Source organism: Gilliamella sp. W8136 (assembly GCF_016101285.1).
Classification (GTDB): Bacteria; Pseudomonadota; Gammaproteobacteria; order Enterobacterales; family Orbaceae; genus Gilliamella; species Gilliamella apicola_N.
Map to the genome: position 1 here is coordinate 93,692 of NZ_JACFQU010000003.1, position 17,820 is coordinate 111,511.

The window sequence follows — 17,820 nt, forward strand, 5'->3', positions numbered from 1 at the left end:
AATAATGGAATATATTGAATGGTTTGGAACCCATTTTATTGGGTTATTTCAAGCTGGTGGGAAAGTTTTTGTTGGTTTTATGACAGATATTGTCCCGCTTTTGATTGTGTTATTAACATTTACCTATTCTTTAATTGCTTTTATTGGTGAACAACGAGTCACTAAGGCAATTCAATTTTCGGCAAAAAATATGCTATTGCGCTACAGTTTAATGCCAATTCTGTCTGTTTTAATGTTGACTAATCCAATGGCTTATACTTTTGGTCGCTTTGTTAAAGAAGAACAAAAACCAGCTTTTTATGATTCGGTTGTTTCTTTCTTGCACCCTGTAACCGGTATGTTTCCTTATGCCAATGCTGGTGAGTTATTTGTATATCTGGGGATTGCAAATGGTGTTATGAATGCAGGTTATAGCATTTCAAGTCTTTCTGTTCGGTACTTTTTAGCGGGTATTATCATTATTTTAATGCGTGGTGTTATTACCGAAATTATTACTAAATTTTTGATGCGTAAAAAAAATCTGTAGGAGAGTGATGCTATGTATAAAACAATTATTATAGATAAAGGACAAGGTGGCTGGGGAACAGGTTTTTCTTTAACGCCAACGACTGAAAAACATAAAATACTTTCTGTAACAGGCGGTGGTATTCATCCAGTTGCCCAAAGAATTGCTGAACTTTCCGGTGGGGAAGCGGTAGACGGTTTCAAAAATGCAATTCCAGAAAATGAAATTCTGTGCGCAATTATTGATTGTGGTGGAACCGCTCGAATTGGTGTTTATCCAATGAAAAAAATTCCTACAATTGATGTTATTCCATCAGCACCAACAGGTCCTTTAGCAAAACATATTACTGAAGATGTTTTTGTTTCAGGGGTTAAGCCTCAAAACATAAATCTATTAGAAGGTCATAATGAACAACCAACAGCATCTGCGCAGAATCAACAACAGCAAACACAAACGGCTGAAAATCCAGTTTTGGATCGCGAAAAATTTAAAGAAAAATATGCACAAATAAAAGAAGAACATCGCCAAAATCAAAAAGAAAGCTTATTGATTAAATTATCCCGAAGTATTGGTAAAGCAATGGGAATCTTTTATCAAGCAGGTCGTGATTCGACTGATATGTTAATTAAAAATATTATACCTTTTATGGCATTTATTAGTATGTTAATAGGTATTATCAATTACACAGGTATTGGCCATGTAATCGCTACAACATTGTCACCTTTAGCTGGCTCAATATGGGGTATGATGGTAATTGCATTTATTTGTAGCTTACCATTTTTATCTCCAATTCTTGGACCGGGCGCTGTTATTGCTCAAGTTATTGGGGTCTTGATAGGTTCACAGATTGCAATTGGTGCAATTCCTGTTGCTTATGCATTACCTGCGTTGTTTGCTATTAATGCTCAAGCTGGATGTGACTTTATTCCAGTTGGACTATCTTTAGGGGAAGCAAAACCTCAAACTGTTCAAATTGGGGTACCCGCTGTATTGTATAGTCGAATGATCACTGGAATATTGGCTGTTATTGTTGCTTGGATTATGAGTATTGGAATGTACTAAGTTATAAAAGAGGTAAATATGTCAAGAAGTGTTATTACTGATATTGGTGCTATTGTTCCGGAATTTGAAGAAGAAAAAGTTATCATTTTATTTGGTCCAATGGCAACACCTGATTTAAGGGAAATTTGTGTAATACATGAGTTTCATAAAAAGCCTAATCAAACATTGATTGAAGGTAAAGAATTTATGTTAGGTGAACATAAATATATTATTAAACAAGTTGGTAGCGAGGCAAATAAAAACTTTGAAGAATTGGGACATATTTCTATTTATTTTAAACAAAGTGATAGTGACATTCTGCCAGGTGCAATTGCAGTTGAACCAGATGTTTTTCCAAAATTGAATATTGGAGATAATATTTGTTTTGATTTAGGTTGATTGGTTATTTATTGTTTTTTCTTAATTTTGTTATTTTCAATTAAATTTAAAAACCATCACTAGTAATTTAGTGATGGTATGTTTTTTTTAGTCAAAAAATTAAATCTTTTAATATGGATTAGGATCTTTTTTCAAATCATTAAATGGAAAAAGTTTATTATTCCAATCTTTAATTTGAATATTTTTTTGTTCAGGTATATCCATCAAATGATATTGCATGTAATCATGTTGGATGTTCAATTTAATCCCCATCCAATGACTTAATAAATAAACGAATTGATATCCTGAAATTTGTTTATTGATTTTAATTTGACTATTTTCTGCTGAATCAAAAAATATTAATGGCACTTGGTAACTATTTTGGTTTTCCCAATTATGTCTTAAATCTTGGTATTGTTCAGTATGAGAAAGCCCATGATCAGCAAAGTAAACCACAGAATAATCTTCATTATGTCGTTTTAATATCTCTATTGTTGATTTTATAAAATCATCCGTTTCTTTAATACTACTGACGTAACATGATAAATTTTTATTGTCGAGATCAAATTGCACATCAAATTGTAATCTTTTACAAAAATGCGGATGGGAACCAATTAAATGCATAACAATAAGTTTTGGTTTGTCATTCTTTTCTGCTAATAAGCTATCTAGTTTAGGTAAAAGCAAGGTATCGTATTTACCTTTTGACGAGCGACCGTTATATTCCCCTTTTTTGGTGTAGAAAATATTTTTGCTATAAGCGGTAATTCTCGGCACAGTTATTTCCATTCTACCTAATTGGCCTTGGTTCGAAAGCCAGTAGGTGTCAAATCCAGCATCATTTGCAATAGTAATAATATTATTGTTTATTTGTGCATTAACTTCTTTATTATCTGAATAAGTAGATTGACTAATTAAATGAGGAATTGATGATTGAGTATTGGATGCAGGAGCAATTAATCCATCCCAAATTAGTGAGGCATGTTCATTTGTAAACGGAGTATTATCATACTTGAATCCATAAGCGCTCATATAATCTTTACGAACACTTTCACCGATGATAATAACATAGGTTTTATATTTAGGATTGACTGAAACAATAGGGATTGTATTAGTTTTTTCAATTTGTTTAAGCTGCTCTTGTTTCTCTGTTGTATATAACTTATAGCTTGAATATAAATCTACGCAAAATTCAAAAGGTGGATATTTAAAATTATGAACTAAAATTGTTGGAATTGAGGGATTCTGACTTTTAAAAAATATTTTGATTGGTTTATAACAACATAGTAACAAAAACAAAATAATAACATATTTGTTATTCACTGTTGGAAATTTAACTTTATAAAATATATATGTGAATAAAATTACGAGGGTTATTGGTATAAAATAAAAATAAATAGGTAATTGATTAAAGAATTCTAATACTTCATCAAAATCGGTTTCTGATACCGCACTGATAACTGCAACATTTGGACTTCCATAATAAAATCCTATCGGAAAATAAAGTGATGCAATGACAAATATCGCCCCAAAAAAGAAACGAAATAGTGTGAATCTAGCTAAAAAAATTAGAGAAAAATAAGTAAGCATTGCTCTATCAAATCTTTTTTCATAACCTAATAGGTAAACCAATGCTATTGAGAGACAAATACAAATAATATGTGTAAATAATTTTCTTTTTATAAATATCACAAAAACAAATCCATTTTAAAACAATCAATTTATAAGCTGCAAAATTATATTAGTAATCTAATTTTAATCAACTTATATTTATTTAAAATGAACATAATATTCATTATACATTTAGACAGCAGTTATTTAATTAGGAAAAAATAATATATTAGGGTTATTTGTCATTATACAGTAACTGTTTGGGATACCTGTAAAACCGCTTGAATATCCAATAAATTATGCGTCTAGAATCGAGCCTAATGTGGCTGAATCATTTATAGCACCAATTAAAATGGCAAAATATTTTTAGATATGAGTTCTGGAACATATATTAAGAGTGATCCATTTGGAGCAACTGTCAAGCGGGCTTATTTGCTAATTAAAAAAACAGATATTGATAAAGGAAAAGCAATGAAATTTAATTTACTAGGTTTACCATCATGGACTATTGCTAATGCTCACTCTTAATAAAACAATAGGGTGTCCATAACGAATAAAGGATTAACATATTTTTGTATAATTGAAACAAAAACTATATTAATCCTTTTCATATTATATATTATCTTGAAGATTTATTTAAAATTACTTCTTTGGGTTGTTTTTGAACGTAGATCATTCTAGCAATAAGTAAAAATGCAGCAAGCGCTAGTCCTAATATAATTCCTATCCAAAAACCTGCAGCACCTATTGGCTGCATAATTAAATCGGTTAATCCTAAAATGTATCCAACTGGCAGACCAACGCCCCAATAAGAGATAAACGTAATATAAAAAATACTTTTCGTATCTTTGTAACCACGTAATACATTACTTGCTACAACTTGAAGATAATCAGATGCTTGATAGATAGCGAGTAAAATGATTAGTTGCAAGCAAATAGTAATAACATCTACTTCATCTGTGAATATATGAATAATTGGCGTTCTAAAAATAACCAGAACTAATGCCACTATCACAGCAATCATTAACGATATCGCCAAACTAATATAAGCCGTTTGTTTTGCTAATGATGTTTTTTTATTACCAAGTAAAAAACCTACTCGGATACTTGATGCTACACCTAAAGATAATGGTATTGCAAATGTTAAACTGCTGATAGTAAAGATAATTTGATGTGCAGCAACAGTGACTTGACCAAGTGGAGCAATCAGCAAAGCTATCACAGCAAACAAGCTCATTTCGAAAAAGTAGGCTAGTGCCAGAGGCATGCCGAGCACAACAATATTTTTGATTACACTAAAATCAACCCATTTGGTCAATGGTGTTTCACGAATATCACGTAGAGTTGGAGTGGTTAAAGTATATAAGCGGATTAAGCCAAACATTAGCCAAAAAATGATGGCAGCAGTAATACCACAACCAACACCACCAAATGCAGGTAATCCTAACTTGCCATAAATTAAAACATAGTTAATTGGAATATTAGCAAGTAATGCTATGAATATGATTACCATAGCTGGTTTAGTATTAGATAACCCCTCACATTGATTGCGATAAACTAAAAACAGCAAGAATGCTGGTACTCCCCACATGATTGCTCGTAAAAATTTTACGGCCACGTCCATCATTTCGGGATCAATAGCGTGATCTACGGAACTTCGTAGACCGATTATTTGGTCTGAATGATATAAAATCAACATTATCAACACTGATAAAAATAGAGCGATTATCACACCTTGACGTGTGTGATTCGCAACTTGGTCTCGTTTAGCTGCACCATTTAAGTTGGCAATGATGGGGGTTAAAACGGTTAATAGTCCTTGACCAAACAAAACGGTTGGTAACCAAATTGATACGGCGATAGCAATACCAGATAATGCCGTTTTACTGTAGTGCCCAGCCATAATGGTGTCAACAACAGTGATGGATGTTTGTGATACTTGTGCAATAAGTACTGGTACAGCCAATTTACCAAGATTTTTTATTTCATGTTTATAATGTTGTTTCATGATTTATTACCGTTTAACCGTTCCCCATAAGTCATATTCATCAGAATGCTCAATAATGACTTGAACAACATCCCCGACGTTGACATCTTTTTCTTCATTTAAATATACAACACCATCAATTTCAGGTGCATCAGCCATACTACGACCTATTGCACCTTCTTCATCAACTTCATCAATAATAACCGCTAAGGTTTTCCCTATTTTAGCTTGTAATTTTTGCATTGATATCTTTTGCTGCAACTGCATAAACCTATCAAATCGTTGTTGTTTGATTTCGTCTGGAACTTGGTTAGCTAATTCATTCGCTGCTGCACCTTCAACAGGGCTATAAGGAAAGCAACCAACGCGATCTAATTGCGCTTTTTCTAAAAAGTCGAGTAATAATTCAAAATCTTGTTCAGTTTCGCCGGGATAACCAACAATAAACGTTGAACGCAGAGTGATTTCTGGGCAAATTTCACGCCAATGATGAATTCGTTCAAGTGTTTTTTCAATTGTCCCAGGACGTTTCATTGATTTTAAAACCGTTGGGCTGGCATGCTGTAACGGGACATCTAAATAAGGTAAGATTTTTCCTTCCGCCATCAATGGAATTAAGTCATCAACACTCGGATATGGGTACATATAATGTAATCTCACCCAAATACCAAGACTAGACAATTGCTCACAGAGTGTTTGGATATTGGTTTTTAAAGGCATACCATTCCAAAAGTTGGTACGATTTTTGATATCAATACCATAAGCTGAGGTATCTTGAGCAATGACTAAAAGTTCTTTTACTCCGCTGTCAACTAATCGTTTTGCTTCATCAAGTACATTACCAATAGGACGACTGACCATCTCACCACGTAAAGAAGGAATGATGCAAAATGTACAGCTATGATTACAACCTTCTGAAATCTTTAAGTATGCATAATGTTTAGGTGTTAACTTTACCCCTTGTTCGGGTACTAAGCTGGTAAATGGGTTATATGCCGGTTTTGGGGCATATTTATTTACATGACTTAGCACTGCTTCGTAACTATGAGGACCAGAAATTTCAAGCACTTTTGGGTGTACACTTCGGATTTGATCTTCTTTAGCGCCAAGACAACCGGTAACAATCACTTTACCATTTTCATCAAGTGCTTCACCAATGGCTTCAAGCGATTCTTGTACCGCACTGTCAATAAATCCACAAGTGTTTACAATCACCAGATCAGCATTTTCATAAGTAGGTACCACTTGATAACCTTGGGTACGCAGTTCAGTTAATATTCGCTCTGAGTCAACCAAATTTTTAGGACAACCGAGGCTCACAAATCCAATTGTTGGGGATGATATATTCATAGTATTGTAATAATTTTAAAATTTATAGAGGTATTTCTCGAGAATCTAAAAGTCTGTCAATTTAGATTTAGACAATAGGCGTGTATTTTAACATATTTAAATAGATGCTAATAAAAATTTTTAGGTTGTTATGATTTATATAAAATAAAATTATTAAAGGCATATATCTAACATGACCGCTAACCATATAAATAAATTATAATTTATCTTCAATAAGAACTGAGGGATTGGTCTTGTATCATTGTTTAGGTATATAATCTGCAGCAGGTCAAGTCGATAATCCATTTTATAACGGTATAAAATTTTGTAATTGGAGAGCACTATAAACTTGTTCATTTGCAACCACATTTATTAAATGTATCATCTTAAGAATTTAAAAGTATCATATTGAAATCGTATTTATAAGAGTTTAAAAAAAGACTGCTTGAAAGTTGAAGTGTTGATAAGAGAAAAAAGATTATTTCTCAATAGGAAATTTACTCATGTTAAATAGAAGATTATTTTCACATATTAATTATTGGTTGAATAATAAAATTTAAACTTTTGGCATGCCATCATTTAAGTATCAAATAATCCACCATTTAATAGCAATTTTTGGTACTGTTTTCAGTAAACCCAAAGTTGTGCAACATCGATAGTATTACCATGTATTACAAAACTCTAAAATACCAAAAACAGTGATAAAAACAATCAAGATAGCTATATAATAAAAAAACCCTTACTGACAGCATAAGGGCAAATAGGAAGTTAAACAATTAACAATAAAAATGCTATTTTAGACCATTGATTACTTCATCAATTTGACGATCTAAACTTTCTGCACCACCGCCAGATAAGTACCAAAGATCCGGCGTTAGATAAACCACTTCAGTATTGCTTGCAGCTAAAACTTTTGCATCAAAAAAGTCTTCTTTCATAGCCGCTTGACCAATTGCTTTACTACGATCAACAACATAAATAATGTCAGGTTTAACGCTATTGACGTAATTATTGTCAATAAAAGTTGGTTTTGGTCTTTCACCATTATTTACTGGTTGAATAAAAAATGGAACGGCTCGTTTTACTTTTAAAACATCATGAATTAACGCGGCACTTGAACTTGCGTTAATTAGAATCATTTTACCATCATTATGGATTGCAACAATTGCTTTTTTAGGACTGGATTGAGCAACAGATTGAGCATTTGTTATTTTTACATCAAGGGTTTGAATTAAATTACTTGCGTTTTTTTCAGTGCCAGTGATGTCTGCTAATACATTAATATGATTTTTAGTTGATTCAAGATAGTTTTTTGCATCAACGCTTAAATTAATTACCGGCGCAATTTTAGATAGCTCTTGAGTTCGGCTGGCTTGACGACCATCAATAATAATCAATTGTGGTTTAGCTTGTTTGATTGCATCTATACTTGGTTCTTTCATATTACCCGTATCAGCAATGTTTGCATTTTTATACTGCTCAAGATAAGAAGGCAGAACAGAAAGAGGTGCTCCAGCAACAATTGAACCCTTACCTAGAGCATCTAAAGTGTCTAGTGCACCATAGTTCATCACGACAACTTTACTTGGTGATTTAGGCACAACAACTGATTGATTATTATCGGTTGTTACCGTCATAGAGGATTGACACCCTGTTAATCCTAAGACAAGTGCAGCTAATGTGCTTAGTAGTAATTTTTTCTTGGTATTCATCTTGGTTCCTTGGTTTACTCTGCAAATGATAACTATTATTGTTTAAAGTGTATAAATTGTCTAGTAATAAATAATTTTATGAAAAGATATTGATAACTATTCTCATATAGTATATTGTACTTTTGCACTTCAGTTAGAAATATCAATATAAATAATAGGGTTAAACAAATGAATACTAAGTTTAAATTGGCAACACATGTCATTAACACTAGTCTTTTATTATCTTTGTCTGGCATAGCTGTGGCTGCAAGCGATAAAGACACGGATACCATGGTGGTGACAGCATCAGGATTTTCACAACAAATTAAAGAAGCACCGGCGACAATTTCAGTAATCACGCCAGAAGAAATTAGCAAAAAACCTTATCGTGATGTGACTGATGCTCTTAAAGATATCCCGGGTGTTACTATAACTGGTGGTGGTGATTCGACCGATATTAGTATTCGTGGTATGGATGCCAAATACACTCTATTATTGATTGATGGTAAAAAAGTAAGCACACGTGAAACAAGACCTAATAGTGATAACTCAGGTTTTGAACAAGGCTGGCTACCACCGTTAACGATTATTGAGCGTATTGAAGTCGTTCGTGGACCAATGTCTTCTTTATATGGTTCGGATGCAATGGGTGGGGTAGTCAATATTATCACTAAAAAAGTATCTAACAAATGGCACGGTGGTTTACGCGTTGAGTCAGTGATTCCTTACCGTTCAGATGAAAAAAATACCTATATTGGTAGTTTTTCCACCATGGGACCCATTATTGATGATGTTTTGGGTATTCAGTTATATGGTCAATATAGTAGGCGTCATGAAGACGAATTCCTAAATGGCCATTCAGGACAAAAATTACGTAGCCTGAATGGTAAAATATCGCTTAATGCAACTGAAACACAAACATTTGATCTCGACTTTGGGCGATCTTTACAAAATAGTAATGCTACAGGTGGAAAAACAAGACCAGTTAATCGTGGAGATTTTAATCGAGATAACCGTCGCAACTCTTTTGCCTTGACTCATAATGGTTTATTTGGTGATGTATCAACAACATCTTTTATTGCTCATGAAAGTAATAATAATCCAGAAAGAAAAATGAAAATTCGTAATACCAATGTTGACTCTCGCGTGACCATTCCTTTCTCGATCAATATGTTAACCGCTGGCGGAGAATATACTTATCAAGAACTACACGACAATGGTAATCAGTTAAATAAAAAATTAACAAAAATCGATCGTTGGAGTTATGCATTGTTTGCTGATGATGAGATCAGAATCGTCGATAATTGGAGTATAACTGCCGGCGTACGTTATAATAAAGATGAAAATTATGGTCATAACTGGAATCCAAAGATTTATAGTGTCTGGAATATTGATGATAACTTTACTTTAAAAGGTGGTTACTCAACTGGATTTGCAACTCCACAACTACGCCAAGTTGTTTCAGACTGGGGACAAGTTACAGGTGGATCAGGAACAGGTAATAAAGGGATGATAATGGGAAATCCAAATTTAAAACCTGAAAAAACGAATTCATTTGAAGTGGGTGTTGGTTATACTAATGAATATGGTGTTGATGCATCTGTAACCGCTTTTTATACCAAATATAAAGATAAAATCCAATCTTATTATATTTGCCGAGGTGAGGCTGGATCTAGAAAATGCCAGATCAATGGTTATCGTGAAAAATTTGATTTTGTTCAGGGGCGTGAAAATGTGGATAAAGCAGATCTTAAAGGTTTAGAGCTATCATTCAAAACACCACTCTTTACTGATTTCTTGTTAAGTTCTAACTATTCTTGGAATAAATCAGAACAAAAAACCGGAAAAAATAAAGGTAAACCTTTAAACCGTACACCAAAGCAAAAATTCAATACTCAACTTGATTGGTATGTTACTCAAGAATGGGATTTATGGACTAAAGTTGCTTATTATGGCGTAGAAAGCACAACAGATCGTAGTGGTAAGAAAATAGAATATCCGGGCTACACTTTCTGGGATGTGGGTGCATCTTTCCATATAAATAAAAATGCTAAGATTTATGGTGGAGTTTATAACTTATTTGACAAAGATGTTTCAAACGCTGACTTTGGTAAAACTCTAGAAGGTCGACGTTACTTTGTAGGTACCGAGATTAACTTCTAAATAAATTGAATTAATAAATATTTTTCTGTGAAAAAAGATGGCTGCTTTAACAGCCATCTTTTTATTTATAGTAATCTAACTTATTTATAACCTAAATATAAAAGTCACTTGTTGAACCTGCCATAACGTAACCTAGTGCAATATCACACACCATTTTTTGCTATTCAAAAAAATCACAATTCTACATTTTATTGTTTTCTATTTTTTTAATTGTATGAAAAATATAAACTTATTGTTAGAATCCCGTAGAATCTAATTTTAATTTCTATCAATTTTAATTAATCAAATAAAAACATAGTGTTATAGAATGTGATTTTAATAAAAAATAACCTAAAAAATCGGTAGAAATTTGACGGTCAATATTTTAATTATAAAACAGTATGTTATAATTGGGGAGTTCCCTGTATGCACAGGGATAAACCGTTCCATTAGTACTCTAGCACCCCTCTAATTGAGAGTTCCCTGTATGCACAGGGATAAACCGGACTGTGATTTCGTGGTGTTTTACGTCATCTAGTGTTCCCTGTACACACAGGGATAAATCGGCGGAGCGTCAATATTACATAGCATTTTTTGCTATTCAAAAAAATCACAATTCTACATTTTATTGTTTTCTATTTTTTTAATTGTATGAAAAATATAAACTTATCGGTAGAATCCCGTAGAATCTAATTTTAACTTACATTAATTTTAATTAATCAAATAAAAACATAGTGTTATAGATTGTGATTTTAATGAAAAATAACCTAAAAAATCGGTAGAAATTTAACAGTCAATATTTTAATTATAAAACAGTATGTTATAATTAGAGTGTTCCCTGTATACACAGGGATAAACCGCAAAAAATGGATAATTCATTTGGTGGAAAAATTGTGTTCCCTGTATACACAGGGATAAACCGTGCAGTCAGTTAATCCGCGAGTAAAATTTTTGGTGTTCCCTGTATACACAGGGATAAACCGCACTACCTACAAATTTTGATACCAATGATAAAGTGTTCCCTGTATACACAGGGATAAACCGGTTCAGATTTGAGCGGTGCACTCTTGGTATTTGTGTTCCCTGTATACACAGGGATAAACCGGAGATCGCCAACATGAAAATCGCGATCGTTAAGTGTTCCCTGTATACACAGGGATAAACCGGGCTATTTATCAACTGGCGCAATATTGTGATCGTGTTCCCTGTATACACAGGGATAAACCGGTCCGATTCATACGCGAATCGTTAATAAATCTGTGTTCCCTGTATACACAGGGATAAAATATAAAACTACTACAAACCGCTTCCAACTTTATGGGGTCACTTCATTCTGGCGGATTTTTAAAAAATCAAGTTTTCAAGCTTAAACAAATTCAATTAATAGTAAAAAACAATTATCAAAATTTGTAAAAAAGATGCACTGTATAAAAATACACTGTTTGTATAAACATAAAGAAAATGCATTCTTATTTATATATAATCACGATTATTGATTATATATTGTGTGTTATTTATGGCTATGGATAGTGGTGGTGCTTATAGTATAAGAGGTTTTAATTACCAGAAAGCAGTAATTGCTCAAATTGCTATTAATAATTTTAACGTGGATAATTTTTATATCATTGTTGAAAATCAAGAGGACATTGTAGTTTTTTTCTCAGAAAAAATTTTTCACCTGCAAGTAAAAGGGCAAACATTAAGTATTAAAAGTTTAGTTAAAGTTCCAAAGAATAAACATTCGATTTTATATAAACTTTTAAATAAGGAAGAAAAAGTAGATTATTATAAAGTTGTGACTCTAGATACTTTTATTAAAAAAGATAAAGACTATTTAGATAAATCTAGTTGTAATATATTCGATAATTGTGTTTATGATTATTCTGAAAAACAAAAGGAAGAATTTTTAAAATGTTTGCAGCAAGAAAATTTATTTTCTGGTGATAAAGAGAAAATTCAAAATGAATTAAAAAAAACTAAAATAGTATTTTCTAATTTTAACAATGATTTATCAAATGCGCAGACATATCTTCTTGGTTATATGGTAGGTAAGGGTATCGTGGTAGATGACAATGTTGGAATTACTGCGCTCAATGAACTATTTAAACAAATAGATTTAAAAAGTGAAAAAAAAGCGAGTATTCATAATAAAAATGTGATTGAAAGTAAAAAAATAACTCAAGAAGAACTAAAAAACATTTTTAGACTTTGTAGTGTAATTAGTCAGATACCAAAGCTTAGGATTGAGATTTTAGAATCATTAGTTGAATATGAATTAATAAGTAATAAAGAAAAAAAAGATATAGAGTTTAAATTCTATATGCTTAATAGCAAATTAAGGGATTTAAGAAAAGATATATTTGATAAAATTTCTGGTAGTGATTTCTATATTCAAAAGTTAGAAAGTAATGGTTTTTCATTTATACATAGTATTTATCAAAAATTAAGTGATGATTTTCAATCAGATATTTATGCCGTTCTTATAGATATTGTTTCGGAAAAGTTTTTGGAGCGTAATAAATGATTATTAAGCGTTTTGTCATTGTTGACTTAAATAATGGATTAGCTAATGAGTTCAATTTTTCACCCAACTCAAATGTTATATTTTCCAGAAATGGTACTGTAGGTAAATCAAGCTTGCTAAAATCAATTTATTATTGTCTTGGAATGGACATAAAAAATTTCACGAAAACATGGAATTATAACCAAATGATTTTTAAGATTTATTTTAGTCATAATAATCAGGATGGATGGATAATACGTCATAAAAATTTTTACAAGGTATATGATACTGACGCTCCCTTAAGTGAGTCGGAATATTCTAGATGGTTTACCAAACTGTTAGATATGCAAATTAAAATTCGCATCAAAGATAGTGAGAATCTAAGTCAAGTTCATGCGGCTGCAATTCTTAGCTTATTTTATGTTGATCAAGATTCATCTTGGAAAGGAGTACCATTTAGAAATACAGCTAATTTAAATTGGTATAACTCAAAAGATATGCCGCAATCTATTTTTGAATATGTTCTAAACTTAAAAAGTAATGAACATCTTGAAAAAGAAGAGAAAAGGGGAATATTAAAAAATGAACTTAGTCAATTAAGAAATACTTGCAACTCATTGATAGCACTAAAAGATCAGTTTATTTTAACGAATAAAAGAAATTTAGTTTTAGATGAAGATGGTTTTAAAGAAGATTTGAAGAAGTATTTATTAATACTTGAATCTCTTAATGATAAGATTTCCACTTACAATGAACAAATATATAAAAAGCAAGTTGAATTAGATTCTCTTAAATTAGAACTAAGAGAACTTAATGATATATTAAAATGTAATAATAAGTTGTATAAAAATAACTCAATCAAATGTAGTAAATGTAATTCTTTCCTGACAGAACAACAATCTGAAGAAAGAATGAAACTAGATTATAGTTCTTTTTTATTATCTCTTAATATAAAGGAGATAGAATTAAAAATAAACGAAGCTGAACAAAGCATAAGATCTTTGTTGGATAAAAAATTAGGGCTTGATAAAGAATATAATAAATTATCTAAACAACTACAAATGAAATCAAGTAGATCATCTATTAATGAATTTATCCAAAGTTTAGGCGAAGCAACATCTCAAGATAAATATTATAAAATACTAGGTGATTTAGAAATTAAAAAATCTGATATTGAAGATGAGATAAAAAAAATAAATACAGAAATAAAAAAATTGACTGAAGAACAAAATAATAGGCGTTCTGAAATAGACTCGTATTTTACTGATACTTTTAATAAACTAGCTAGTAACTTACCATCCGTAGATCGTGATTTTAAATTTTTAAAATTTAATCAAATTAAAAATAGTGGTTCAGCATTAAACCAAATATTTTTGGTTATTTATTTAACTTACATAAAAATATTAATGGAATATTCTTCTGTTGAACTACCTTTTGTCATGGATTCGATAATAAAAGATGAGCTTGATGGTGATGTATTATCAGGGGCTTATTCACTTGTTAATAAAATCTTTTTATCGTCCAAAAAACAAACTTTTTTTGCGGCTCTTGATGATAAGTTTCAATATTTAACTGGTAAATGTAACAAAATTGAGATTAAAAGTGATCAGAAACTTTTAAATAAAAAAAGTTTTGATAGATTAAAAAAAGAAATTGGTTTGCTTAATGTTTAATCACTATATCTATTTCATTAAGCTATCTAAATTAACTTTAGAGCTCTTAGCTGAGAGTTCCCTGTATGCACAGGGATAAACCGGGCAGGTTCGCATGCGAACTATATTCGAACAGGCGTTCCCTGTACACACAGGGATAAATTGGCGGGGCGTCAATATTACATAGCATTTTTTGCTATTCAAAAAATCACAATTCTACATTTTATTGTTTTCTATTTTTTAATTGTATGAAAAATATAAATTTATCGGTAGAATCCCGTAGAATCTAATTTTAACTTACATTAATTTTAATTAATCAAATAAAAACATAGTGTTATAGATTGTGATTTTAATGAAAAATAACCTAAAAAATCGGTAGAAATTTAACAGTCAATATTTTAATTATAAAACAGTATGTTATAATTAGAGTGTTCCCTGTATACACAGGGATAAACCGCATTGTCAATTTCTAACCAGATTGATTCAGTGGTGTTCCCTGTATACACAGGGATAAACCGGCGGTAGGATTATCACGGCGTCGGGTCAGGGGGTGTTCCCTGTATACACAGGGATAAACCGAGAAGCATAAGGGGAGAAAGATGAGCGATTTAATGTTCTCTGTACACACAGGGATAAACCGATTTGTATGCACAGATACCAACCAATAATAACATGTTCCCTGTAAACACAGGGATAAACCGCCCAAACGGTTTGGGAAAATTTTCCAAAAGCAGAGTTCCCTGTATGCACAGGGGTAAACCGTGTCATAAAACTGGACTTCTGACTTGTATTTGGAGTTCCCTGTATTCACAGGGATAAATCGGCGGGGCGTCTATATTACATAGCATTTTTTGCTATTCAAAAAAATCACAATTCTACATTTTATTGTTTTCTATTTTTTTAATTGTATGAAAAATATAAATTTATCGGTAGAATCCCGTAGAATCTAATTTTAACTTACATTAATTTTAATTAATCAAATAAAAACATAGTGTTATAGAATGTGATTTTAATGAAAAATATCCAAAAAAATCGGTAGAAATTTGCCAGTCAATATTTTAATTATAAAACAGTATGTTATAATTGGGGTGTTCCCTGTACACACAGGGATAAACCGGCTTGAAACATTTTTTAGGTTACCTAATAATTGTGTTCCCTGTACACACAGGGATAAACCGAGTTACCTCATCGTTATCACACTCAGACCATTGTGTTCCCTGTACACACAGGGATAAACCGCATCGATGCTTAATCCTCGTGATTTAAACAATCATGTTCCCTGTACACACAGGGATAAACCGGGGATACCAACAGGACTGACGTGTCAATGTCCGCGTTCCCTGTATACACAGGGATAAACCGTGACGCGAACAATTCAACTATCAAAATTACCGGCGTTCCCTGTATGCACAGGGATAAAATACAAAACTACTACAAACCGCTCGCGTGGCGGTTTTTCATTGCCAAACTTTATCAAATAACATACCATTGCAAAAAAACATAAAGAATAAGGAAATGGTATGGAAAAGATTATTTATTGTTTGTTGTTATTCCCATTTTTTGTATTTGCTGATGATTTCTATAATTGTAAATATGCAATGGGTATTGAAACAGAAGAAAATCTAAACTATTTGGCGAATGGAACTGTTCGGGTAACCAATGATAGATTTGTTGCTCAAGATTTAACACACAAGGAGCATAAATCGCCTAAATTTACAGAGTTTACAGAATTTGCAGATAATTTATCTATTGCAGAGGACTCAGAGAAAGTATATGTTCTTGCAAATGATAGAACAAAGTATGTGATTACGACTAAAATAAGTAATCTTGTTTTTAAATGGGGTAATTGTACTCTTGATTTATCTATTGACTTCGAGAATGAAAAATTTGGTAACAAACCAGTAAATTTTTTTCCTAAGATAAAATCGTATTTTCGGGACGTATTGAAAGATCCTGATTCTGCAAAATATTCTAACATTTCTAAACCTCAGAAAGATTTCATAATTGAATATGGGGAGGTTGTCACCGGATATTCGGTCTGCCTATATGTCAATGCTAAAAATTCATTTGGCAGTTACACAGGAAAAAAATTATATTGGGCTTTCTTAAAAGACAATAAATTATTAAGAGTAAATGATGCGCAAGATTCAATAGTAATAACCCGATGGCATAATATTAGTTGTAGCTATTAAAAATATTGTTTTTTAGCATAAAGTATCAAATCAATTCAACCCTCTAATGAGGGTTTTTTATTGCCAAAATCTATTAAATAAAATAATATTGTAAATGAATGTAAAGATTAAGGAAATGGTATGAAGAAAATTTTGTTTTGCTTGTTGTTTGTCCCCTTTTTTGCTTTTTGCGGCTCAGTAAAAACCGGTAACTGGATAGTTGATATCAATGAAGACCCTATTACTGATGAGAAAACAGTTAGAATCTTCACGATTGATAAAACAAAATTGAATAATGAAACTGCTACGTTTTTATTTACTTGTAATTCAGTTAGCCTCTTATCATTTGATATAAATGATTTACCAAAAATAAACGAGAGAGGAAATTCAACAAAAGTCGTATTAAGAGTGGACAAAAAAACTCCCATTGAAATGGATTGGACTAAAGAAGAGATAGGATATGAATTTTCGGATATTAATGAAATTAATAATTTGATAAAAAAAGGGAAAAAGTTAGTGGTTAGAGCTGAATATTCAAAAACTAAAGATTTTGAGTTCTCTCTAGCTGGCTTTGCAAAAGCCTTTAAAAAATTGCAAAAAAATTGTTCTACTAACTAATCAATGTTCCCTGTTCGCGCAGGGATAAACTGAATTTGACGTAATACGTAGTGGTTTATCTCCTATGTTTCCTATACACAGGGATAAACCGCGCAAGTTTCAATGGGCATTCCGCCCACTACGATGTTCCCTGTGCACACAGGGATAAATCAGCGGGGGCGTCAATATTACATAGCATTTTTTACTATTCAA

The 17,820-nt window shown here is 31.8% G+C and carries 13 protein-coding genes and 1 CRISPR repeat array; of the genes, 9 read left to right on the top strand and 4 right to left on the bottom strand.

The annotated features are described in order from the left end of the window. Window positions 1-4: 4 nt before the first annotated feature. From H3T96_RS02535 to H3T96_RS02545, 3 genes are read left to right on the top strand one after another with little or no spacing between them, the layout of a single operon-like run. Window positions 5-526, top strand: a complete 522-nt coding sequence (locus tag H3T96_RS02535; protein ID WP_086327383.1) for a PTS glucitol/sorbitol transporter subunit IIC — start codon at window positions 5-7, stop codon at window positions 524-526. A 12-nt stretch (window positions 527-538) separates the two neighbouring features. Further along, a complete protein-coding gene (locus tag H3T96_RS02540) occupies window positions 539-1,567 on the top strand; it encodes a PTS glucitol/sorbitol transporter subunit IIB (RefSeq protein ID WP_144091155.1) in 1,029 nt (342 codons plus the stop codon). Window positions 1,568-1,585: 18 nt separating this feature from the next. Then, complete coding sequence (locus H3T96_RS02545) at window positions 1,586-1,945, top strand: PTS glucitol/sorbitol transporter subunit IIA (RefSeq protein ID WP_144091158.1); 360 nt, start codon at window positions 1,586-1,588, stop codon at window positions 1,943-1,945. A gap of 108 nt (window positions 1,946-2,053) precedes the next feature. On the opposite strand, the gene H3T96_RS14825 is transcribed toward H3T96_RS02545, so the two are convergent. Continuing rightward, window positions 2,054-3,616: a phosphoethanolamine transferase gene (locus H3T96_RS14825; RefSeq protein WP_144091160.1), complete on the bottom strand. Its 1,563-nt coding sequence runs from the start codon at window positions 3,614-3,616 to the stop codon at window positions 2,054-2,056. Between the two features lie 291 nt (window positions 3,617-3,907). On the opposite strand from H3T96_RS14825, the gene H3T96_RS02555 reads away from it, so the two are divergent. After that, window positions 3,908-4,063, top strand: coding sequence for a hypothetical protein (locus H3T96_RS02555; protein ID WP_186279199.1), 156 nt, complete (start codon window positions 3,908-3,910; stop codon window positions 4,061-4,063). A gap of 91 nt (window positions 4,064-4,154) precedes the next feature. Here H3T96_RS02555 and H3T96_RS02560 read toward each other — a convergent pair whose 3' ends face one another. From H3T96_RS02560 to H3T96_RS02570, 3 genes are all read right to left on the bottom strand, one after another. Further along, a complete protein-coding gene (locus H3T96_RS02560; RefSeq protein WP_144091162.1) occupies window positions 4,155-5,543 on the bottom strand; it encodes an MATE family efflux transporter in 1,389 nt (462 codons plus the stop codon). Window positions 5,544-5,549: 6 nt separating this feature from the next. Then, window positions 5,550-6,872 carry a 30S ribosomal protein S12 methylthiotransferase RimO gene (gene rimO, locus H3T96_RS02565; RefSeq protein WP_086327388.1) on the bottom strand — a complete coding sequence of 441 codons (1,323 nt, stop codon included), beginning with the start codon at window positions 6,870-6,872 and terminating at the stop codon, window positions 5,550-5,552. Between the two features lie 770 nt (window positions 6,873-7,642). Next, complete coding sequence (locus H3T96_RS02570) at window positions 7,643-8,563, bottom strand: siderophore ABC transporter substrate-binding protein (RefSeq protein ID WP_086327445.1); 921 nt, start codon at window positions 8,561-8,563, stop codon at window positions 7,643-7,645. A gap of 168 nt (window positions 8,564-8,731) precedes the next feature. On the opposite strand from H3T96_RS02570, the gene H3T96_RS02575 reads away from it, so the two are divergent. The 5 genes from H3T96_RS02575 (at window position 8,732) to H3T96_RS02595 (ending at window position 17,628) form a co-directional block, all read left to right on the top strand. Next, the gene (locus H3T96_RS02575) at window positions 8,732-10,705 is read left to right on the top strand and encodes a TonB-dependent receptor domain-containing protein (protein WP_144091164.1); all 1,974 of its coding nucleotides are present in this window, start codon (window positions 8,732-8,734) and stop codon (window positions 10,703-10,705) included. 810 nt (window positions 10,706-11,515) lie between these two features. Next, window positions 11,516-11,972: direct repeats of the CRISPR family, unit length 29 nt; unit sequence GTGTTCCCTGTATACACAGGGATAAACCG. A gap of 228 nt (window positions 11,973-12,200) precedes the next feature. Then, a complete protein-coding gene (locus H3T96_RS02580) occupies window positions 12,201-13,208 on the top strand; it encodes a hypothetical protein (RefSeq protein WP_144091166.1) in 1,008 nt (335 codons plus the stop codon). Beyond that, window positions 13,205-14,860, top strand: a complete 1,656-nt coding sequence (locus H3T96_RS02585; RefSeq protein WP_144091168.1) for a hypothetical protein — start codon at window positions 13,205-13,207, stop codon at window positions 14,858-14,860. The genes H3T96_RS02580 and H3T96_RS02585 overlap by 4 nt, the downstream gene beginning before the upstream one ends. 1,499 nt (window positions 14,861-16,359) lie before the next feature. Further along, window positions 16,360-17,031, top strand: coding sequence for a hypothetical protein (locus tag H3T96_RS02590; RefSeq protein WP_144091170.1), 672 nt, complete (start codon window positions 16,360-16,362; stop codon window positions 17,029-17,031). A gap of 120 nt (window positions 17,032-17,151) precedes the next feature. Next, the gene (locus H3T96_RS02595) at window positions 17,152-17,628 is read left to right on the top strand and encodes a type VI secretion system-associated protein TagO (RefSeq protein ID WP_144091171.1); all 477 of its coding nucleotides are present in this window, start codon (window positions 17,152-17,154) and stop codon (window positions 17,626-17,628) included. Window positions 17,629-17,820 lie beyond the last annotated feature (192 nt).